The sequence below is a fragment of the Dietzia sp. MNB45 genome (genome assembly GCF_051994785.1).
Classification (GTDB): domain Bacteria; phylum Actinomycetota; class Actinomycetes; order Mycobacteriales; family Mycobacteriaceae; genus Dietzia; species Dietzia kunjamensis.
The window spans coordinates 479,351-498,104 of the sequence record NZ_CP163397.1; the positions used below are offsets into that span (position 1 = coordinate 479,351).

The 18,754-nt window shown below is 71.7% G+C and carries 17 protein-coding genes; 7 read left to right on the top strand and 10 right to left on the bottom strand.

The window, feature by feature from the left end:
• Positions 1-83: 83 nt before the first annotated feature.
• Positions 84-728: a CAP domain-containing protein gene (locus AB5G72_RS02300; RefSeq protein ID WP_440220861.1), complete on the bottom strand. Its 645-nt coding sequence runs from the start codon at positions 726-728 to the stop codon at positions 84-86.
• A 253-nt stretch (positions 729-981) separates the two neighbouring features.
• On the bottom strand, positions 982-1,533 hold the full coding sequence (locus AB5G72_RS02305) for a CAP domain-containing protein (protein ID WP_256821095.1): 552 nt from the start codon (positions 1,531-1,533) through the stop codon (positions 982-984).
• A gap of 333 nt (positions 1,534-1,866) precedes the next feature.
• Between AB5G72_RS02305 and AB5G72_RS02310 the strand changes: the two genes are divergently transcribed.
• On the top strand, positions 1,867-3,936 hold the full coding sequence (locus tag AB5G72_RS02310) for an NADPH-dependent 2,4-dienoyl-CoA reductase (protein ID WP_268091560.1): 2,070 nt from the start codon (positions 1,867-1,869) through the stop codon (positions 3,934-3,936).
• 74 nt (positions 3,937-4,010) lie between these two features.
• Positions 4,011-4,343, top strand: coding sequence for a cupin domain-containing protein (locus tag AB5G72_RS02315; protein WP_067716210.1), 333 nt, complete (start codon positions 4,011-4,013; stop codon positions 4,341-4,343).
• Positions 4,344-4,399: 56 nt separating this feature from the next.
• On the opposite strand, the gene AB5G72_RS02320 is transcribed toward AB5G72_RS02315, so the two are convergent.
• Positions 4,400-6,043 carry an MFS transporter gene (locus AB5G72_RS02320; RefSeq protein WP_271799210.1) on the bottom strand — a complete coding sequence of 548 codons (1,644 nt, stop codon included), beginning with the start codon at positions 6,041-6,043 and terminating at the stop codon, positions 4,400-4,402.
• A 106-nt stretch (positions 6,044-6,149) separates the two neighbouring features.
• Here AB5G72_RS02320 and AB5G72_RS02325 point away from each other — a divergent pair, with 106 nt between their 5' ends.
• Both AB5G72_RS02325 and AB5G72_RS02330 read left to right on the top strand, forming a co-directional pair.
• A complete protein-coding gene (locus tag AB5G72_RS02325) occupies positions 6,150-7,289 on the top strand; it encodes a baeRF3 domain-containing protein (protein ID WP_067716212.1) in 1,140 nt (379 codons plus the stop codon).
• A 149-nt stretch (positions 7,290-7,438) separates the two neighbouring features.
• The gene (locus tag AB5G72_RS02330; protein WP_440220862.1) at positions 7,439-8,230 is read left to right on the top strand and encodes a SurA N-terminal domain-containing protein; all 792 of its coding nucleotides are present in this window, start codon (positions 7,439-7,441) and stop codon (positions 8,228-8,230) included.
• Positions 8,231-8,287: 57 nt separating this feature from the next.
• On the opposite strand, the gene AB5G72_RS02335 is transcribed toward AB5G72_RS02330, so the two are convergent.
• Positions 8,288-8,440, bottom strand: a complete 153-nt coding sequence (locus tag AB5G72_RS02335) for a hypothetical protein (protein ID WP_172812140.1) — start codon at positions 8,438-8,440, stop codon at positions 8,288-8,290.
• Positions 8,441-8,444: 4 nt separating this feature from the next.
• Complete coding sequence (locus tag AB5G72_RS02340) at positions 8,445-9,404, bottom strand: class E sortase (protein ID WP_440220863.1); 960 nt, start codon at positions 9,402-9,404, stop codon at positions 8,445-8,447.
• A gap of 105 nt (positions 9,405-9,509) precedes the next feature.
• Between AB5G72_RS02340 and AB5G72_RS02345 the strand changes: the two genes are divergently transcribed.
• Positions 9,510-11,186: a hypothetical protein gene (locus tag AB5G72_RS02345; protein ID WP_440220864.1), complete on the top strand. Its 1,677-nt coding sequence runs from the start codon at positions 9,510-9,512 to the stop codon at positions 11,184-11,186.
• 250 nt (positions 11,187-11,436) lie between these two features.
• Here AB5G72_RS02345 and AB5G72_RS02350 read toward each other — a convergent pair whose 3' ends face one another.
• Positions 11,437-12,291 carry a universal stress protein gene (locus AB5G72_RS02350; RefSeq protein WP_067716215.1) on the bottom strand — a complete coding sequence of 285 codons (855 nt, stop codon included), beginning with the start codon at positions 12,289-12,291 and terminating at the stop codon, positions 11,437-11,439.
• A 212-nt stretch (positions 12,292-12,503) separates the two neighbouring features.
• Between AB5G72_RS02350 and AB5G72_RS02355 the strand changes: the two genes are divergently transcribed.
• Positions 12,504-12,944 carry a Fur family transcriptional regulator gene (locus AB5G72_RS02355; RefSeq protein ID WP_440220865.1) on the top strand — a complete coding sequence of 147 codons (441 nt, stop codon included), beginning with the start codon at positions 12,504-12,506 and terminating at the stop codon, positions 12,942-12,944.
• Between the two features lie 69 nt (positions 12,945-13,013).
• The gene (locus AB5G72_RS02360) at positions 13,014-14,540 is read left to right on the top strand and encodes a catalase (protein WP_256821087.1); all 1,527 of its coding nucleotides are present in this window, start codon (positions 13,014-13,016) and stop codon (positions 14,538-14,540) included.
• 118 nt (positions 14,541-14,658) lie between these two features.
• On the opposite strand, the gene AB5G72_RS02365 is transcribed toward AB5G72_RS02360, so the two are convergent.
• The 4 genes from AB5G72_RS02365 to AB5G72_RS02380 all read right to left on the bottom strand — a co-directional run bounded on the left by AB5G72_RS02365 (position 14,659) and on the right by AB5G72_RS02380 (position 18,749).
• A complete protein-coding gene (locus tag AB5G72_RS02365) occupies positions 14,659-15,720 on the bottom strand; it encodes a phosphotransferase family protein (RefSeq protein ID WP_440220866.1) in 1,062 nt (353 codons plus the stop codon).
• Complete coding sequence (locus tag AB5G72_RS02370) at positions 15,713-16,840, bottom strand: TIGR03857 family LLM class F420-dependent oxidoreductase (protein WP_271799242.1); 1,128 nt, start codon at positions 16,838-16,840, stop codon at positions 15,713-15,715. The genes AB5G72_RS02365 and AB5G72_RS02370 overlap by 8 nt, the downstream gene beginning before the upstream one ends.
• A gap of 170 nt (positions 16,841-17,010) precedes the next feature.
• The gene (mgtE, locus tag AB5G72_RS02375) at positions 17,011-18,396 is read right to left on the bottom strand and encodes a magnesium transporter (protein ID WP_119193381.1); all 1,386 of its coding nucleotides are present in this window, start codon (positions 18,394-18,396) and stop codon (positions 17,011-17,013) included.
• Positions 18,393-18,749 (bottom strand): cation:proton antiporter, encoded by a 357-nt coding sequence (locus AB5G72_RS02380; protein WP_067716225.1) that lies wholly within the window; start codon positions 18,747-18,749, stop codon positions 18,393-18,395. Before AB5G72_RS02380 ends, mgtE begins: the two co-directional genes overlap by 4 nt.
• Positions 18,750-18,754: the final 5 nt, after the last annotated feature.

Sequence of the window (18,754 nt, forward strand, 5' to 3'; positions counted from 1 at the left end):
AGCCAGCCGTCATCACCCCGTAACCACCGTGAGCAGGGGAGGGGCGTTATCCACCCCACCCCCGCTGGACGATCGTCCGGCAGTCAGTCGCGGGCGAAGTCCTGCACCACGTGCACGGTGCCGTCCTCGGCGGTGGCCACGCCCACGCCCACTCGGACGAACCGGCCGTCCAGCATCCGCTCGCGCATGCCGGTGTCGGCGAGCAGGGCCGAGAGTGCCTTCTGCGGGGTCGCGCCGGCGGGCAGCGCGAGAACGGTGCGGTCGCCGGACTGGTCGACGTCCGCGGCCTCGCCGGGAGCGTCCGCGCCGGGAGTATCGGCGTCGACTCGCGCATCCGCGGGGACGGTCACCTCGCCGGTCGTGGGGTCGCCCGCGGCGAGCTGGGCGGCCCGCTCGCGGGCTGACGCCTCGAGTCGGGGGTCGGTGACGAGCCGGTCGGCGCCCACCACGAGGCGGGCCTCGTTGACGGCGGCCACCACGCTGCCCTCGAACGCCATCAGCCTGATCTCCTCGGGCAGCAGATCGTCCGCGGCCGCGGCAGCCGGGTCGGCCGCCGGGGCGGAGCGTGCCCCGGGGGCGTCCGGGGTGAGGGAGGCCAGGCCGGGGATGGTGGCGAAGACCGGCAGCGCGAGCTCCAGCGAGCCCTGCGCGGCCGCCGTGCCAGTGCCGGAGGCGAGCAGGAGGGCGGCCGCGCCGGTGGCGACGGCGGAACGAAGGGGATGACGCACGCGATGGTCCTTTCCTCGGGCCGCGGCTCGCGCCGTGGCCTGCGTGTGGAGCGTGTGCCGGATCGGACGGTGCCACCCGAGCCGGTTCACTCCTGCCTCTGTCGTCACTCTAGTCACATGCGTTACACCGATGCGATTCCCATTCGTATGGCGGCGCGCGAGACGGCGCCGACACGACGGCGCCCCCGCCGCCGGTGTGGACCGGGGGTGGGGGCGCCGTAGGAGGGGGCGACGACCGAGGGGGCCGCGGGGGTCAGGTCAGTCGGGCGAAGTTCTGGGTGGAGTACAGCTTCCGGCTGTCGGCGACCTGCACGCCCACACCGAGGTGGGTGTGCAACGGGTTGAGTAGGTTGAGGCGGTGCGGAAGCGAGTTCATCCACTGCTGGACGAGCGCCTCGCCCGAGGCGCCGCACCAGTTCTGCAGCACGTTCTCGCCGTAACTCTTCCAGTCCCCGTCACTCAGCGGAGATCCGTCGTAGGTGATCTCCATCAGCGTCTCGATCTGCGGGTTGTGGGTCATCTTGTCCACGCTGGCCATCTGCTCGCTCCAGTCCTGGGCGATCCGGTCCAGGCTGGCGAGGCGCGTGACGGGGTTGAGGCCGCGGGAGACGCGCTCGCGGTTGGTGTACTCGTGGATGTCCGCGATCACCTGCTCGGTCTCCGCCGGGGTCGCCTGCTCACAGGGGGCGGGCGCGCCCACGGTGAACTGGAGCGACTGGGCGGCGGTGACGGGGGCGGCCAGGGCGAGGAAGGTGGCGGCAGCGGCGGCGACGGCGCCGATGCGCCGCCTGACGATGGTTCGCATTGAGGGGATTCCTGAGGGGTTGGGGGAACGTCGGGGGAGGACATGTGACCGAGGGAAGCCACGAATCTGAGGATAAGGTCAGTTCTTCGAGATCGACGCATTATCGACCCCCGCGACACAAGTTTGTGCACCCTCAAAACTGCAGGTCAGGCGCCCAAGTTGCTGACTCGTCACACAGACGTTCGTCCAGTTAAGGCGTGCGACGCCTCCGGATCGATGTTCGGGCGTGCCCCTGATCGGCCCGCATCGCCACGGGCGGTCCGGACGCCCCGGTGAGCGAAAATTCCTCTACGGCGGTGTCGGGGGACCGGATACCGGGCAGAATCAGCCCCCATGGGCCACAGTCACTCTCACCTCCTCAGTCCCCTCGCCGTCGGGCATCTCACCCTGCGCAACCGCGTGGTCATGGGGTCCATGCACACCGGGTTGGAGGACCGCTCGAAGCACCTGCCCGAGCTCACCGCCTACTTCGCCGAGAGGGCGCGCGGCGGGGCCGCCCTCATGGTCACCGGCGGGTACTCGCCCAACGTGGAGGGGTGGCTGCTGCCGGCCGGGTCGATGATGGCCTCGCGCCGGATGGCCGACAAGCACCGCGGCCTCACCGACGCCGTCCATGCCGAGGGCGCCCACATCCTCCTGCAGGTCCTCCACGCCGGCCGCTACGGATACCAGCCGTTCGTCCGCTCGGCCGCGTCGACCAAGTCGCCGATCAGCATGTTCAGAGCGCGCGCCCTGGGCGCCCGGGGTGTCGAGCGGACGATCGACGACTGGGTCCGGGCCGCCCGCCTGGCCCGGCGCGCGGGGTATGACGGCATCGAGATCATGGGCTCGGAGGGCTACCTCATCAACCAGTTCCTCGCCGCCCGGACCAACGACCGCACCGACTCGTGGGGCGGCACCGCGAGCAGGCGGATGCGGCTGCCAGAGGAGATCGTGCGCCGCATCCGCGCCGAGGTGGGCCGCGACTTCCTGCTGCAGTACCGGATCAGCCTGCTCGACCTGGTCGACGGCGGCCAGTCGTGGGAGGAGACCGCCGAACTCGCGCAGCGCCTCGAGGCCGTTGGTGTCGACGTGTTCAACACCGGCATCGGCTGGCACGAGTCCCGCATCCCCACCATCGTCACCTCCGTGCCGCGGGCCGCGTTCGTCGACCTCACGGCCCGGCTCAAGCAGACCGTCGGTGTCCCGGTGATCGCGTCCAACCGCATCAACACTCCGGACATCGCGGAGCAGATCATCGCCCGCGGTCAGGCGGACCTGGTGTCCATGGCGCGGCCGCTGCTGGCGGACCCGGCGTTCGCCGCCAAGGTCGCCGAGGGGCGGGCCGACGAGATCAACATCTGCATCGCCTGCAACCAGGCCTGCCTCGACCACACCTTCGCCAACAAACGTGCCTCCTGCCTGGTCAATCCGCGCGCCGGCCGCGAAACCGAGCTCCTGCTCACCGTGGCCCCCACCCGGCGTCGGGTGGCGGTGGTCGGCGCGGGACCCGCGGGGCTGGCGTGCGCCGAGGCCGCCGCGTCCCGCGGGCTCGCGGTGGAGGTCTTCGAGGCGGAGGACGAGCTCGGCGGGCAGTTCCGCTACGCGATGCGCGTGCCGGGCAAGGAGGAGTTCGCGGCGTCGATCGCCTACTTCAGCCGGCGCCTGGACGTCCTCGGCGTGCCGGTGCACCTCGGCCGCCGCGCCCACCCGGACGATCTCGCGGGCTTCGACCACGTGGTGATCGCCACCGGGGTGCGGCCGCGCGAGATCACGATCCCCGGCGCCGATCACCCCATGGTCATGACCTATCCCGAGCTGCTCACCGGCGCGCGTACCCCCGGCCGCCGGGTCGCGGTGATCGGCGCCGGCGGCATCGGCGTGGACGTCTCGCAGTTCCTGCTGGCGGGCGGGCCCGGGATCGCCGTCGACGGCCGCGAACCGAGCGGCCACTCCACGGATGTGGAGGCGTGGCGGCGCCACTGGGGCGTGACCGATCCGGCGCTCGAGCGCGCGGGACTGGGCACTGCCGTGCACGCCGAGCCGGCCCACGAGGTGCACCTGCTCCAGCGCAAGACCTCCCGCATCGGCCGGGGCCTGGGCAAGACCACCGGCTGGGTGCACCGCGCCGAGCTCGAGGCCGGCGGCGTGCGGAAGCACACAGGGGTGACCTACGTGAAGGTCGACGACGACGGGCTGCACATCCGCGATGCGCAGGGACTCTCGAGGGTCGTGCAGGTCGACTCGGTCGTCGTGTGTGCAGGGCAGGAGTCGGTCCGCGATCTCGTCGCCGGGCTGGAGGCGCAGCGTGGCCCGCACGGGCGGAGCTCGCGTGTCCACGTGATCGGTGGGGCGGACGTGGCCGCCGAACTCGACGCGAAGCGCGCCATCAAGCAGGGCGTGGAGCTGGCAGCAACCTTGTGATCCGAGTGGGCCATTCCGTCAACGGACCCTGCGCCCTCTTGGCACAGTGGGTCGTAGGAGACAGGAGAACCCACATGAAGAAGAACTCCCTGACCGCGCTCGGGCGGAATCTGTTGGCAACCGCGCAACAGTCGACGAGTGGCCGCAGTGCGGACACGGTGTTCGGCGGCCATGAGCACGTCATGCGCCAGACGCTCATCGCGCTGACCGCCGGAACGGCCCTGACCGAGCACAACAACCCCGGGGAGGCCACCGTCTACGTCCTCCAGGGCAGGGTGTCGCTCACTGTCGAGAATGACGCGTGGAACGGCTCACCGGGGGACCTGCTCCGGATCCCCGACAGTCGGCACGGACTCGAGGCTGAAGAGGACTCGGTCGTCCTCCTGACAGTGGCAAAAATCGGGTAGCACCCATACCGGCCGGGCACACGGCGGTCAGCGGTGAGGGCCGAGGCCGGTCAGCCTCAGCGCACTTCGCGGCGGCGGTCGACGATGCTGAACGCCAACGCGCCCGCGGCCAACACCGCGATCACGCCGAGCGCCACCCGGAACGCGAGCAGCCAGTCGTCCCGTTCTTCGACGATCCAGAACAGCACGCCCGGCACCATCGCCGTGCCCACCGCGGTACCCATGCGCTGGCCCAGCGAGATGATGCTGCCGGCGACCCCACCGTATTCGGGATCCACCGCGCGCAGGGTGAGCGTCTGGTTGGGGGAGATGGTCATGCCCTGCGCGGTGCCCATCATCGCGGCGGGAACCATGAAAATCAGATAGCTCACCGCCCCGGAGTCCACCACGCCCGCGAGCAGGATGAACGTGAGCAGCGCGGTGATCGTCAGGCAGAAGCCGCCGATGACCATCCGCCGCCCGAGCTGGAGCACGAACCGCCCCGCCACCTGTGCCGAGATGGCCGCGAGCACAGAAGCGGGCAGGCTGACGAACGCGGAATCGATGGGCGCGTAACCCAGGTGGAACTGCAGGTACATCGGCATGACGATCCACAGGCTCGTGCCGCCCACGAAGTAGATCGACACGATGACCATGCCGTTGCGGAACGCGGGATCCCGGAAGATGTCCGGGTTGACCAGCGGAGGCCGCCCGATCCGCTCGTACCGCCGCTCCCACCAGACGAACGCGGCCATGAGGCCCAGCCCCACCGGCACCAGGGCCCAGTAGGCGAGGTTCCCGCCACGGGTCAGGAACGGCAGCATCAGCGACAGCACGGCCACGCCGAGCAGAACGATGCCGACCGGGTCGAGGTCCAGGCGATCCCGCCGGCCCCGGTGCCGAGGCCTCGGCAGGCCTGCGTTCACGGCGGCCGCGATCCTGGATGCGCGGCTGGCCTCGTCGTCGTATCCACTCTCACCCCCACGTGCCGCTTCACCCCTACGTGCGGCCTCATCACCCCGCGCTCCACCGTCACCCTGCGCGGCGAGCCGCGCCATGGCGCCGGCGCGCGCGGCGGACCCGCCCACGTCGGGCCCCGCCTCGCCGGGCGGGAGGCGGCGGTCGTCGGGCAACCAGCGCCACCCCAACACCAGCGCCAGCACGCCGAGCGGCACATTGACCAGGAACATCGCGCGCCAGCCGAGGTCGTCGCCGAGGACCTCGATGAGCACCCCGCCGACCAGCGGCCCGGAGGCGGTGGCGACGGAGACCGTCGTGGCCAGCGTGGCGAACGCGCGCGCCCGCGCCCCGCCGCTGAAGTACTTCTGGATGAGGCCGAACGTCTGCGGGTTGAGCATCCCCGAGCCCACACCCTGGATGAGGCGCGCCAGGTTGAGCATCTCGATCGACTGCGCGAACCCGGCGACCACCGCGCCGCCGACGAACACCGCCACGCCCGCCAGGAACAGGCGCTTGCGCCCGGTCGCGTCGCCCAGCCGCCCCGACGGCACGAGCAGTAGCCCGAACGCGAGCGCGTACCCGGACACCACCCATTGCAGGCCCTGCGAATCCGAGTCCAGCGCGGTGCCGATCACCGGCAGCGCCACGTTGATCACCGACAGCGCGAGCAGCGCCATGAACATCGGGACCATCAGGGTGGTGAGGACCCGGGCGGTGCTAACCGGCCGGGTCGTCGCGGGGGTCACGGGCGCATCGGTCACTTCCGCGATGGTATCCACGGCGGACGCCCCGGGCCCGAAGGTCACGGGCGCGCAACAACCCTGTCACGACCTACCCGTGCGCCGCTGCGGTCAGTAGCGTCGGGTCATGGCTGATGTCACCCGCACCGCAGAAGTCGATCCGATCCCCTTGACCGACCTCGCCGAGCTGGGCACCGCCAGCGGCCGGGCCGTGTCGATCTTCCTGCCCACGGCCCGGGCCGGGGCAGAGGTCCGCGAGAACCCCATCCGCGCCAAGTCGCTCATCAAGGACGCCGAGACCCGACTCAAGGCGCACGGCGTGGCCCAGGAGGAGTCCGACGAGATCCTCGGCCCGCTGGTCGCCCTGTTGGAGGACGACGCGTACTGGCAGCGCCTGTCCGACGGTCTCGCGCTGTTCGCGTCGAAGGGGTTCTGGCGCGCGTACCGCCTGTCCACGGACGTCGCCGAGGCGGTCCACGTGAGCGACCGGTTCGCCGTCCGGCCGATCGTGCCGGCCGCGGTCGGTGACGGCGAGTTCCTGGTCCTCGCCGGCAGTCAGAACAAGGTCCGCCTGCTCGAGGGCACCGCCTCGACTATCCGCGAGCTCGACCTGGGCTCGATCCCGTCCTCGATCGACGACATGGCCGGCGATATCCAGCCGCCCTCGCACCAGCAGCAGCGGTTCAGCGGGGCCGCCGGCGCCGGCCCCGGGGCGAACAGGGCCGGCGGGGGGATGGTGCACAGTCACGGCACGGGCGCCGAGGTCGGGGACGTGCAGCGGGAGAAGTTCCTGCGGCAGATCGCGAAGGGACTGCAGGAGGCGCTGCGCCCCAACGATCGGCGGCCCGTCGTCCTGGCGGCGGTGACCGAGCATCTCCCGCAGTTCCGCGGGTACCTGAACTACGAACACCTGGTGGACGAGGTGGCCGCCGGCAACCCGGACGCCCTGTCGCCCGCCGAATTGCACGAGCGCGCGTGGGCGGTGGTCCGGCCGGCGATGCAACGGCAGTCCGACGCGGTCGCGGAACGCTTCGGTGACGCGATCGGCGCCGGTCGCGCACTGGCAGGCGGCGGGTCGGACATCCTGCACGCCGCCCGCGAGGGACGCGTCGAGACGCTGCTGCTCACCCGTCGTCGCTGCACCGCCGAGCACGGCCCCGACGATCTGGACACCGCGGTCGGTCAGGTCCTGGCCACGTCCGGATCGGTGGTCGTGGTGGACTCCCTGCCGAAGGACGTGGCGGAGGGCGCGATCCTCCGATTCTGACCCCCGACGCCGGCCCCCGACGCCGACGTGGGTGCGGGCGGCGCGTGACGGCGCGCTGCCCGCACCCGCTGGCGTCTCGTGCACAGCTCCCGCTCAACTCGGATGTGTAGCGTCGCGGCTTCACGCACACGTCAACGTCAGGAGATCGAGTGCGCTCACGAACATGGAGGTCGGCGGTCGCCGCCGCAGGACTCGTACTGGTGGTCGCGGGGTGCGGCGCCGGGGGCGACGACGACGAGGGCGGCGCCGCCCAGACGCAGGCAGCAGCCGAGCAGTCCGAACAGGCAGCTGAGCCCGGGCAGGAGAGCGAGCAGTCCGCGGACGGGCCCGACACCTCCGACATCCCCGACCCGGTGGCCGAGGTGAACGGCACCGAGATCTCACGCGACGAGTTCCTGTCGGTGTTCGAGAACCAGTACCAGCAGATGAGCATGCAGGCCCAGATGTCCGGCCAGCCCGTCGACGAGGCCCAGCTCAAGGAGCTGACCACCGACGGGTTGATCGGCACCGAACTGCTCACGCAGGAGGCCGGCACTCGGGGGATCGAGGTTTCCGATGAGGAGATCCAGGCCGAGTTGGCCGTGTTCGCCGAGCGCAACCAGGTCAGCACCGACGAGTTCGTCGAGGCGATGGGCGGGCAGGGCCTGGACCGCGCGGCCGTGCTGGACCAGATCGACAAGCAGTTGAGCGTCCAGAAGCTGATCACCGACGAGTACGGGGTGTTCGAGGCGACCGACGCCGAGGTGCAGGCCGCCTACGAGCAGGTCGCGCAGCAGCAGGCGATGTCCGGCGGTGGTGCGGCCGGCGGTGGCGGGCTGCCGCCGCTGGAGCAGGTGCGCGGCCAGGTCGAGGAGCAGGTGCGGGCCGAGAAGGAGGCCGGCGCGATGGAGGAGCTGTCGCAGAAGCTGCGCGCGGATGCGGACGTGACCGTCCACATCTAGTGGTCCCGCCGCGGTGGCGTCGCCGCCACTGTCACGGCGCCTGCGCGGCGGTTCTGCCTACACGGTGACGTCGGTGTGCGGCAGCTGCTGCGCCACCCACGGGAACACGACCTCCATGAGCAGCAGGAACACGGCCGTCAGCAGGATGAGGACGAGCGCGACCTTGACCGGCCGCGGGCCGGGCAGGGATCGCCACAGGTAGGCGTACATCGGCTCATTCCTCCAGGGCGGCCGGGCGGCCGTCGGTCTTCGCGGTGGTCTCCACCAGGGCGGCGTGCACGATGAGCCGCTCGGCGTTGCTGTACATCGGGTGGCAGGTGGTCAGGGTGAGCAGGCGCTCGGGGGCCTCGGTCGCGTCGTCCGCGCCCGCCACCGCCTCGCCCGCCTCGCCCGCCGCGCCGGCCGCGCCGGCGCCCGCAGCACCGGGCACCGGGGCGATCGCCTCGACCGCGTCGGGGGTCGTGATGTGCCGGCCCGCGACGTGGGCGTAGTCGCCTACGGCGACGCGGTCGGCCTGCCGCGGGGTGAGGCAGTCGCGGGCGGCCGCGAGCCGCTCCGCGCCGCCGCGCTCCACCGGCAGGAGCCGGTAGGTCTGCCACTGGGTCTCGGTCTCGATGACGATCGCGTCGCACGAGTCCAGCCGGTCGAGGTGCTCGAAGACGGCGCCGGAGCCGTTGCGGTGGCCCGCGAGCGCGGCGTTGCCCGGTTCGCCGGGCAGCTGGGTCCCGGGGTAGTGGCCCGGCCCGGTGCGCAGGTCCTCGGCCCGCGTCCCCTCCACCACCGCGTAGACCGCGTCCGGGCCGAGCGTCGGCAGGTGGATCCGGGCGAAGGGGTCGCCGAGCGTCGGCCCGGGCGGCGGGACCGGATCGCCGGCGGGCCGACCGGCCGCGTCGGGGCCACTCGCGTCGGGGACGGGGCCGTCGCTCCACTTCTCCTCGAGCCCGGCGGCGGCCTCGGCCTGCAGTCGCCCGGAGGCGAGGTTCGTCCAGAACGCCTCGTAGAACACATACAGCAGCAGGACCACGCCCACGGTGAGCAGCAGTTCGCCGAGGATCTGGCCGACGCCCGGCGCGCGGCGGGGCTCGCTGGGCGCGCGGCGGGAGTCGCCGGCTGCGCTGCGGGCCGGTGTGCGCGACGGGGCGGGAGTGCGCGACGGCGTCGGGGGTCGGCTCATCTGCTCGACCACCCCGGTGCATGCCCGTGCCTCGGCGCCACGCTGGAATGGTCTCACGACCAGATCCGGGGACACCGCGGCCCCGGCGGTGATGGAATCAACCCCATGCGCTCGATGAGACGGAAGCACCCGGCGGCGGCGACGGTTCGGGTTGCCCGGAGGGTCTCGGCCGCCCGGGCGGTCACGGCTGCGGCGATGGTCGTCGGGCTCGGCACCGGCGCGGCCCTGCTGCCCGCCCCTGCCACCGCGCAAGCACCGTCGACGCTTGCCGTCGCCGCGCCGCAGGCGGCCTCCCCGCCCGGGCTCGGCCCCGCGGGCACGGCCACGGTCCACGGCGATGCGGCCTCGACCGACACCCTGCCCGGCCGCGGTCCCGGCACGACCCCGGCGGTGGCGTCAGCGCTCACCGGAGCCACCTGCTCGACCGTCTTCGTGGGCACGGACGGCCTCCCGGTCGCGCTGTGCACCTCGTACGTCGGACTCACCCCGCCCACCCCGCTCGCGCCGACGGTCAAGTTGTTCCACCCCGACACCGCGGCAGTGCTGGCGGAGGTGCAGTTGGCCAAGGGAGCGCTGCTCGGCGGGGTCTACGGGTACCTCGACGACCGCGACCGGGTGGTCGTCGCGGACGGCAACCGCAGGCTGTTGGCCGTCGGGCACGAACGCACCGACGCCGGCCCGTGGCGGATGACGGTCGACGTCCTGGCCGATCTCTCCCGGGCTGTCCCGGCCGGCGACGCGGTCACCGGCCTCATGCCCGCCTTCGACGGGCGGGTGTGGTTCGCCACCTCCGGCGGGGTGGTGGGGACCGTGCGGCCCGGGGGCGACGACGACGAGCTCCGCAGTCTCGCCCTGCCGGCAGGGGAGAAGATCACCAACGGGCTGACGGTCCGGCCCGGCGGCGCGTCGGTGATCACCACCCGCGCCCTCTACGAGATCGACAGCTCCGAGGACGGGACCCTCAGCGTGCGCTGGCGGCGCGGCTACGCGGTGGGGCAGGCGCGGAAACCGGGCCTGCTCGCGCACGGGTCGGGGACCACGCCCACCTACTTCGGGCCCGGTGACTCGCTCGTGGCGATGACCGACGACGCCGAGCACCCCGAGCTGATCGTCCTGCGTCGCGACGACGGGTCGCAGGTGTGCCGGATGCCCGCGTTCGCCACGACCCTGCGGCCCGACTCGGCCGCCGCCGACGGGGTCCTCATCGACGGGCCCGCGGGCACCGAGAACTCGATCATCGCGACCGGAAACGCGCTGGTGCTGGTCAACACGTACGGGTTCGAATACCCGCCGTTCGCCGTCGACGGTCCCGCGGTGCCCTCGTCGGCTCCGTACACGGGTGGGATGACCCGAATCGACGTGCGGGCTGACGGGGCCGGGGGACCGGACGGCGTCAGCGTCGGCGTCGGCGCCGGAGACGACGCGTGCTCGCGTGCGTGGACCTCCCTGTCCCGGACGGCGTCCCTGCCCAAGCTCACCACCGGCGACGGGCAGATCCACGCGCTGGCCTACGGCCCGCCCCGCGTGTTGTCCGCGCCCGGCTCGGCGACCGATCAGGGGCTCGCCTCGGCGCTCGATCAGGGGCTCGCGCAGAAGTTCGGGCCCGTCGACGTGACCTCGACCGACGTGGAGACCGGCCGCGAGGTGGCCCGCAGCTTCCTCGGCCACGCCCCGCTGGACGAACCGATGGAGCTCACCGGCACCATCGCCTCCCGCGGCGACGCGCCCGGCGTGATGTGGCAACCCACCCTCACGCGCATGCTCCGCATCGGCCCCGCCTGACGCCGACCGCGCGACCGCTGCAACGCACGCCCGCCCACCCGCGCCGAACTGTATTCCCGCCCACCCGCGCACCCGCGCACCCGCCGACAAGCCGACCCTGCCGCCGACAAGCCGACCCTGCCGCCGACAAGAGGAAAACGCGCGGCCGCTCTCGGGCGATACACGCGAAATCCTCTTGTCGGCGGATGGGGTCAGCCGGTGCGTGGGTCAGGCGCGCGAATCAGGCGGTGGGTGGGTCAGGCGGCGGGGGTCAGTCGGCGGGGCGGACGACCGCGACCGCGCACGGCGCTGTCTGGAGCAGGCGGCGGCTGACCGACCCGAGCAGCAATCCGGCGAATCCGCCGTGGCCACGCGAGCCGGTGACCAGCAGTGACGCCCCCGTGGCCTCGTCAGCGACCGTGACGGCGGGCTCGCCGACGACGAGGATGAGCTCGACGCTGACCTCCGGGTGGCGGGCCTCGTGCGGGGCGAGGGAGTCGAGGATGTCCTTCTCGTCCTCGGCGAGCACGCTCTCGGCCAGCTGATCGAGGTCGAACAGTGACGTGCCCGGCAATCTGGGCACCTCCACCGAGTGCACGGCGCGCAGGGTGACACCCCGGCGCTCGGCCTCGGCGAACGCGAACGCCACGGCGGGGTCACTCGCCGCCGAACCGTCGGCGGCCAGGACGACCGGGCCCCCGGTGGGGCTCTCGGGCGTCCGCGGGGTGATGACGAGGACCGGGCAGGTCGCGTGCTCGACGACGCCGGCGGAGGTCGACCCCATCGCGAAGTCCTCGCGCGCGGTGAGGCCGCGGCTGCCCACGACGATCGCCGAGGCGTCGCGGCCGACCCCGACCAGCGCGCTGACGGGACTGTCCGCGATCACCCGGTGGGTGGTCGGCACGTCGGCGGTGAGGTCGGCGAGCTGGTCGCGCATCGCGCCCTCGACGTTCGCGCGGGCGGTCTCGTCGAACGCCACGACGCGGCCCACCGCCCGGTCGGCGGAGATCACCTCGAGTGACGTGCCGTGGTCGCGGGCCCAGGCGGCCGCCCAGGCCACGGCTCTGCGGGCGTCACGCGAACCGTCGTACCCGCACACGACCGGTCCGGTGGTGGTCTCCGACATGGGTTCCTCCTGCAGGTTCGGGGGCACGCGGTCAGGGCCGCCGCGGTGCGGTGACGGCGATCCAGGGTCCGGGTCCAGCCTAGTCGCAGCCCGTCGACGGTCGCCCGTGCTCCGCGGACCCCCGGATGCGTGCCGGGTCGACCGGAGGGATTCCTAGAACAGAAGCCCTCGTTTTCTGGACCTGTTCCAGAAAGTGGGCTAGGGTGATGCCCATGACGACAGCAACCGAGGACCAGGGGGCAGCGCTCCGCGAAGCCGGGTTGAGGGTCACCTCGCCGCGGCTGGCGGTCCTCGCCGTCGTCGCCGCTCGTCCCCACATCGCGGCGGAGGACGTCGCGACTCTCGTCAGGGAACGGCTGGGCGCGGTGTCCACGCAGACCGTCTACGACGCGCTGCGCGTGTGCACCGACGTCGGCCTCATGCGCCGCATCGAACCCGCCGGCTCCCCGGCGCTGTACGAGCGTCGGACGGGGGACAACCACCACCACCTCGTGTGCCGGACGTGCGGGCGCATCGAGGACGTCGAATGCGCGGTCGGACACGCCCCCTGCCTCACCGCCGACCGGGACCACGGCTTCGAGATCGATGAAGCAGAGGTCAACTACTGGGGAACTTGCCCCGAATGCCAGGCAGGGCAGGCCTCGCGTGTCTGATACTGAGACCTGGACCACACCACTACTCCGCACCTTCTACTCCACACCCCATCTCGAGGAGCAACTGACGTGACCATTCATCCCGCAGACCGCGGCGTGCGCGACTTCCAGCCGAACTCCCACACCACCACCGACAGTGGCCAGCCCGTCCCGCACGACGAGTTCAGCGCCCAGGTCGGCCCGCAGGGTCCGCAGCCGATCCACGACTTCCACCTCATCGAGAAGCTCGCCCACTTCAACCGGGAGAACGTCCCGGAGCGCCTGCCCCACGCCAAGGGCTCGGGCGCGTTCGGCGAGTTCGAGACCACCGAGGACATCTCGGACATCACCTGCGCCGGCCTGTTCCAGAAGGGCGTCAAGACCCCGATGCTCGCCCGCTTCTCCACCGTCGCCGGTGAGAAGGGCAGCCCGGACACCTGGCGCGACCCGCGTGGCTTCGCCCTGAAGTTCTACACCGAAGAGGGCAACTACGACATGGTCGGCAACAACACGCCGATCTTCTTCATCCGCGATGCGATGAAGTTCCCGGACTTCATCCACTCGCAGCGCCGCAAGAACGCCTCCGGCCTGCGCAACCACGCCATGCAGTGGGACTTCTGGACCCTGAGCCCCGAGTCCACCCACCAGGTGACCTGGCTCATGGGCGACCGCGGCATCCCCAAGACCTGGCGCCACATGGACGGGTTCGGCTCGCACACCTACCAGTTCATCAACGCCGCCGGCGTCCGCCACTGGGTCAAGTTCCACTTCAAGACCAACCAGGGCATCGACTTCCTCACGCAGGCCGAGGCCGACAAGCTGGCCGGCGAGAACGCCGACTACCACCGTCAGGACCTGTTCGAGTCCATCAAGAACGGTGACTACCCGTCCTGGGACCTTCACGTCCAGGTCATGCCGGTCGACGAGGCGGACGGGTACAAGTACAACCCCTTCGACCTCACCAAGACGTGGTCGCAGAAGGACTACCCGCTGCGCAAGGTCGGCACCATGACGCTGAACCGCAACCCGCAGAACCACCACGCGCAGATCGAGCAGGCCGCGTTCGCGCCGACCAACATCGTCAAGGGCATCGGCTTCTCGCCCGACAAGATGCTGCTCGGCCGCGTCTTCGCCTACCCGGACATCCAGCGCTACCGCATCGGCGCCAACTACCAGCAGGTGCCGGTCAACCGTCCGCTGTCTCCGGTGAACTCCTACTCCAAGGAGGGCGCCATGCAGTACGAGTACCCGCACCCCGCGCAGGCCGAGTACCACCCCAACTCGCTGGGTGGTCCGACCGCCGACGCGTCCAAGGCGTTCGACATCGGCGCCTGGGACACCAAGGGCTCGGACATCCACCGCGGCGACGTGAGCCCGCACGCCGAGGACACCGACTCGGTCCAGGCCTCCATCCTGTACCGCGAGGTCCTCGACGACGCCGCCCGCGAGCGGCTGGCGGCCAACATCGCCGGTCACGTCTCGGCGATCGACCCGTCGGAGACCGAGCTGCTCGACCGCGTCTATGCCTACTGGGCCGCCGTCGACCAGGGCCTCTGCGAGGCCGTCAAGGCAGGCGTCGAGGCGAGCCCCCGCGGCAACCACACGCTGCAGGAGTGACACCCCGGTAGCCGGCCAGTAGCACGCCAACATCCGCTACTCCCCCTACGGATCCGCTACTCCGATTGGACTAGCGAATCCGGGGGCGGGGTAGCGGATTTCGTTGTGTCGTCGTCGGTCAACCGGCCCGGGCCACCGCCAGCGCGTCGTGATCCGCGATGGCGCGGCACGCCCGCCGCATCAGCAGGGCGAACATCTCGTCACCCCGATCCGTCCGGGTGCCGTACATCCAGCCGAAGATCCCCAGCACCGGCGTCTGCAGCAGGCCGTAGACGTAGTCGTCCCAACAGGCGTCGGCGGAATAGTCGGTGACACCGTGACCCAGCAGGGCCCGGTGGTAGTCCGCCACGATGTCGCGCTCGGCGGCCCGCCGGTCGTCCACGGTGAGGCTCGAACCGAGGAATCCGCCCAGGTCACGCCCGGGCAGGCCCACCGCGAGCGTCTGCCAGTCGCAGGCCAGCGAGGGACGGTTCCCGGTCGGGTCCACCAGCATGTTGTCGGTCCGGTAGTCGGCGTGCAGGAGCGCGAACCGCTCGGCCCGCCCGTTGGCCCACCGGGCGATCAGCGGGGCGATCTCCGCCATGATGCGGCGCTCGTCGTCGTCGAGTCTTCCCCCGAGTTCGGAGAGGAACGCCTCCAGCGCCGGCCCGCCGAGCTCCTGGAGAGTGACGTTGTCCTCGACCGTCGGCGCCGCGAGGCCCTCGATGCTCCGGAGCGTGGGGTCGCACCAGCGCGGTCCGTGGAGTCCCGCGAGGTTGACGGCGCAGTCGCGGGCCTGGTCGATCGTCAGCCCGGCGAGCTGGTCGCCCTGGACGAGCGGGGTGACGTCGTCGAGGATGAGCGTGAACTCGCCCTCCCGCTCGCCGAGTGCGGCGAACCGGACCCGCGGGACCCGCACGGCCACGGTCGGCGCGAGGTCACGATAGAACAGCACCTCGGTCCGGTACACGCCGTGTAACAGCGGCCGCATGCCCTCGTCGGGGTTCGGCAGTTTCACGAACAGCGTCGGCGGGAGCCCGTCGCCGTCGACGTGGGCGAGCAGGCCGCATCCGATCTGACCGGTGCCGACCAGCTCCGTCCGCACCGACCGGACCTCGGTGCCCAGGGCCTGCGACAGCCACGGCGCGGTGACCTCCTCCGGCGTACAGACCACCTGCGGGTTCGACGCGACACTAGTCATGACGGGAGATCCTTCCGGGATTGGGCTCGAGGTGGGCGAAGCGGTCGGGGTCCCGGCGCCCGCGCCACTCGGTGAGCACCGGGGCGAGCTCGTCGGGAGTGGCACCGTGCAGGACCACCGAGTCGGCGCCGAGCGCGAGCTGGCCCTCGATCCGGTCGGCGCACTGCGCGGCGCTGCCGACGGCGGCCGTGGCGAGCCACGCGTCGGGCAGGACCTCGCGGGCATGGCGCAGAAGGTCGAGATCGTCGGTGGCGTCGAGCGCGCCGGAATGGGAGGACAGTCGCTCGTCCGCGCGGAACGCCTCGAGCCCCGCCGGGTCCCACCCGTTCACCCGCACCAGGACATCGCCGTAGCCGGTGAGGTAGGTGGCCAATCGCCCGACGAGCTTGCGCAACCGGGCCGTCTCGTCGAGCGAGTCCTCGATGGTCGCCATCACCGACCAGATCCGCACGCCCGCGGGGTCGCGGCCGGCCTGCTCCGCGGACTCCCGGACCAGGCGGACGCAGCGCTGCACCGCCGCATCCGACATGAAGGTGTGGAGCACGACGCCGTCGGCGATCCGCCCGGCCAACCGCAGCTGGTTGTCGCCCATCGCCATCATCAGCACCGGGATGTCCTCGTCGAACGACGCGTCCTGCATCAGGTACGGGTAGCTGCCGGCCGGGCCGTCGTGACCGACCACCGCCCCGCCGCCCCACAGCGTGCGATAGATGCCGATCGCGTCCTCGAGCTGCGCCGACGTCACGTGTGGCAGGCCCATGATGTCGAAGAGCAGGGGGATGCCCCGGCCCAGTCCGAAGGCGTAGCGCCCGCCGGACATCCGGTGCAGGGTCGTCGCCATGGTCGCGGTCACCAGCGGGTGGCGGGTGTTGTGGTTGGTCGCGGCGGTGCCCACTCCGATCCGGGAGGTCGCCGCCACCGCCGCGCCCGCCATCACCGCGGCGTCCTTGAGCGCGAACCTCTCGGACAGCAGGATGGACCCCAGGCCCAGCTCCTCGGCCCGCGCGGCTTCGGCGATGAGATCCGCCGGGGAGGCGCTGTGTCCGGCCAGCCCGTAGCAGGCGAGCTCGGGCATGAGGGCGGGGGGAGCGGCAGGCGGTCGGGCGGCGTCGTCGGCCATGGGCACCTTCGGGGCGAGGGACTCCGGACGAACCGGATGTGACATGTGTCACCGTAACGCCACGTGGTGTCCGGCAGCGGCGGTTCCCGCGCTCCGTCGGCACGGTCGCCCTACGGTGTCGCGGGTCGGCGTCGCACCGCAGCGCACCGCAGCACACCGGGGAGTTCGGCCTACAGGCCCAGGACCGCCCGCGCGATGAGGAAGTAGACGATCAACCCGGTGGCGTCGACGAACGTCGTGATGAACGGGTTGGAGAAGACGGCCGGGTCGGCGCGGACGGCCTGCGCGAGGAGCGGCATCAGACCGCCCACGGTCGCCGCGACGGTGCACAACACCAGCAGCGTCAACCCGATCACGAGTCCCAGATCGGTGCCGTAGATCAGTCCCGCGGCCAGCGCCCCGACCCCGCCGAGGACCAGACCCAGCGTGAACCCCGTCCGCACCTCCTGGGCCAGTACGCGCAGCCCATCCCGGGGACGCACGTCCCCCAGCGCGAGCGCGCGGGTCACCGTGGTGGCCGCCTGGTTTCCGGTGTTGCCGCCGGTGCCGATGATGAGCGGCACGAACAGTGACAGTGCCACCACCTGCTCGATCGTCCCCTCGAACACCTCGAGCACCTGGACGGTGAGCGCGGCGCCGAGGGCGAGGACCAGCAGCCACACCACGCGCGACCGCACCAGCGATCGCACCGGGGTCGCGAGGTAGGGCGCGCGCAGCGGTTCCGCACCACCGGCGCGCGCGGTGTCCTCGGTCTCGGCGTCCTCGAGGACCCGCAGGGCGTCGTCGAACGTGAGGATCCCGACCAGCCGGCCCTCGTCGTCGACGACCGGCATCACGATGAGGCGCTCCTCCGCTGACCTTCGCGCGGCGGTCTCGGCGGATTCGCGTGCCCGCGCGGTGATCGCGTCGTTCATCAGGTCGCGGACCGGTGTCCCCGGCTCGGCGCGCATGATCGCGCGCAGGCCCACGATCCCCACCAGGCGACGCTGGTCGTCGGTCACCGGGATGCCGTAGATCGTCTCGGCCTCGTCGATCCGCTGGCGCACACGGTCGAGGGTCTCGCCGGCGGTGACGTCGGGGTGGGTGGAGATGAACTCCGGGCTCATCCGTCGACCGACCGAGCCGACCGGGTAGTCGAGCACCGCTGCGGTGAGGGCCTGCTCGTCGTGGTCGAGTTCCCGCATGAGCCGGGTGGCCACGCGCGCCGGGAGTTCGTCGATCAGCCCGGCCCGGTCGTCGGGGTCGAGGTCGGTGAAGATCTGGCTGACGCGGTCCGTGTGCAGCGCGCGGATCAGCTCGGACTGCAGCGGCGGGTCGAGGGCCTCGAAGACCACCAGCGCGGTGCCCTTGGACAGCAACCGGAACAGCACGGCCCGGTCCTTGGCGCCGCTGCGCTCGAGGACGTCGACGATCAGCCAGGGCGGCATCTCCTCGACCATGTCGGAGGCCGTGCGCAGGTCACCGCTGTCGATCAGGGAATCGATCCGTCGGGCGGCGTCGGCCGGATCACGCAGGGTCTGGTCCCGGCCGTCGCGCGCGTCACCCGGCCCGGTCATGTCCCGGTCTCCTCGGCGATGTCGTCATACGCGGTCAACGGGTCGAGTCTGCCGTCTGCCCGGTAGGCGGCGCGGGCGAGCGTCATGGAGGCGACCGTCGTCACCACCACCGTCGCTCCCAGGGCCACCAACGCCATGAGCAGCTGCGCCCAGGAGAACCCGGATCTCAGCTCGTGCCCGTAGGCCGAGAAGATGAACAGCATCATCCCCAGGCCGGTCGCCACGGACAGGATGTTGATCCGGGTCAGCGCGTCGCCGGCCCGGGACATGGTCACAGCGGCCACCAGGAAGCACAGCGACCCGAGCAGCGCCAGTACACCGATCACCAGGTCCGCGATCATCGAGCCCTCCATCCCCG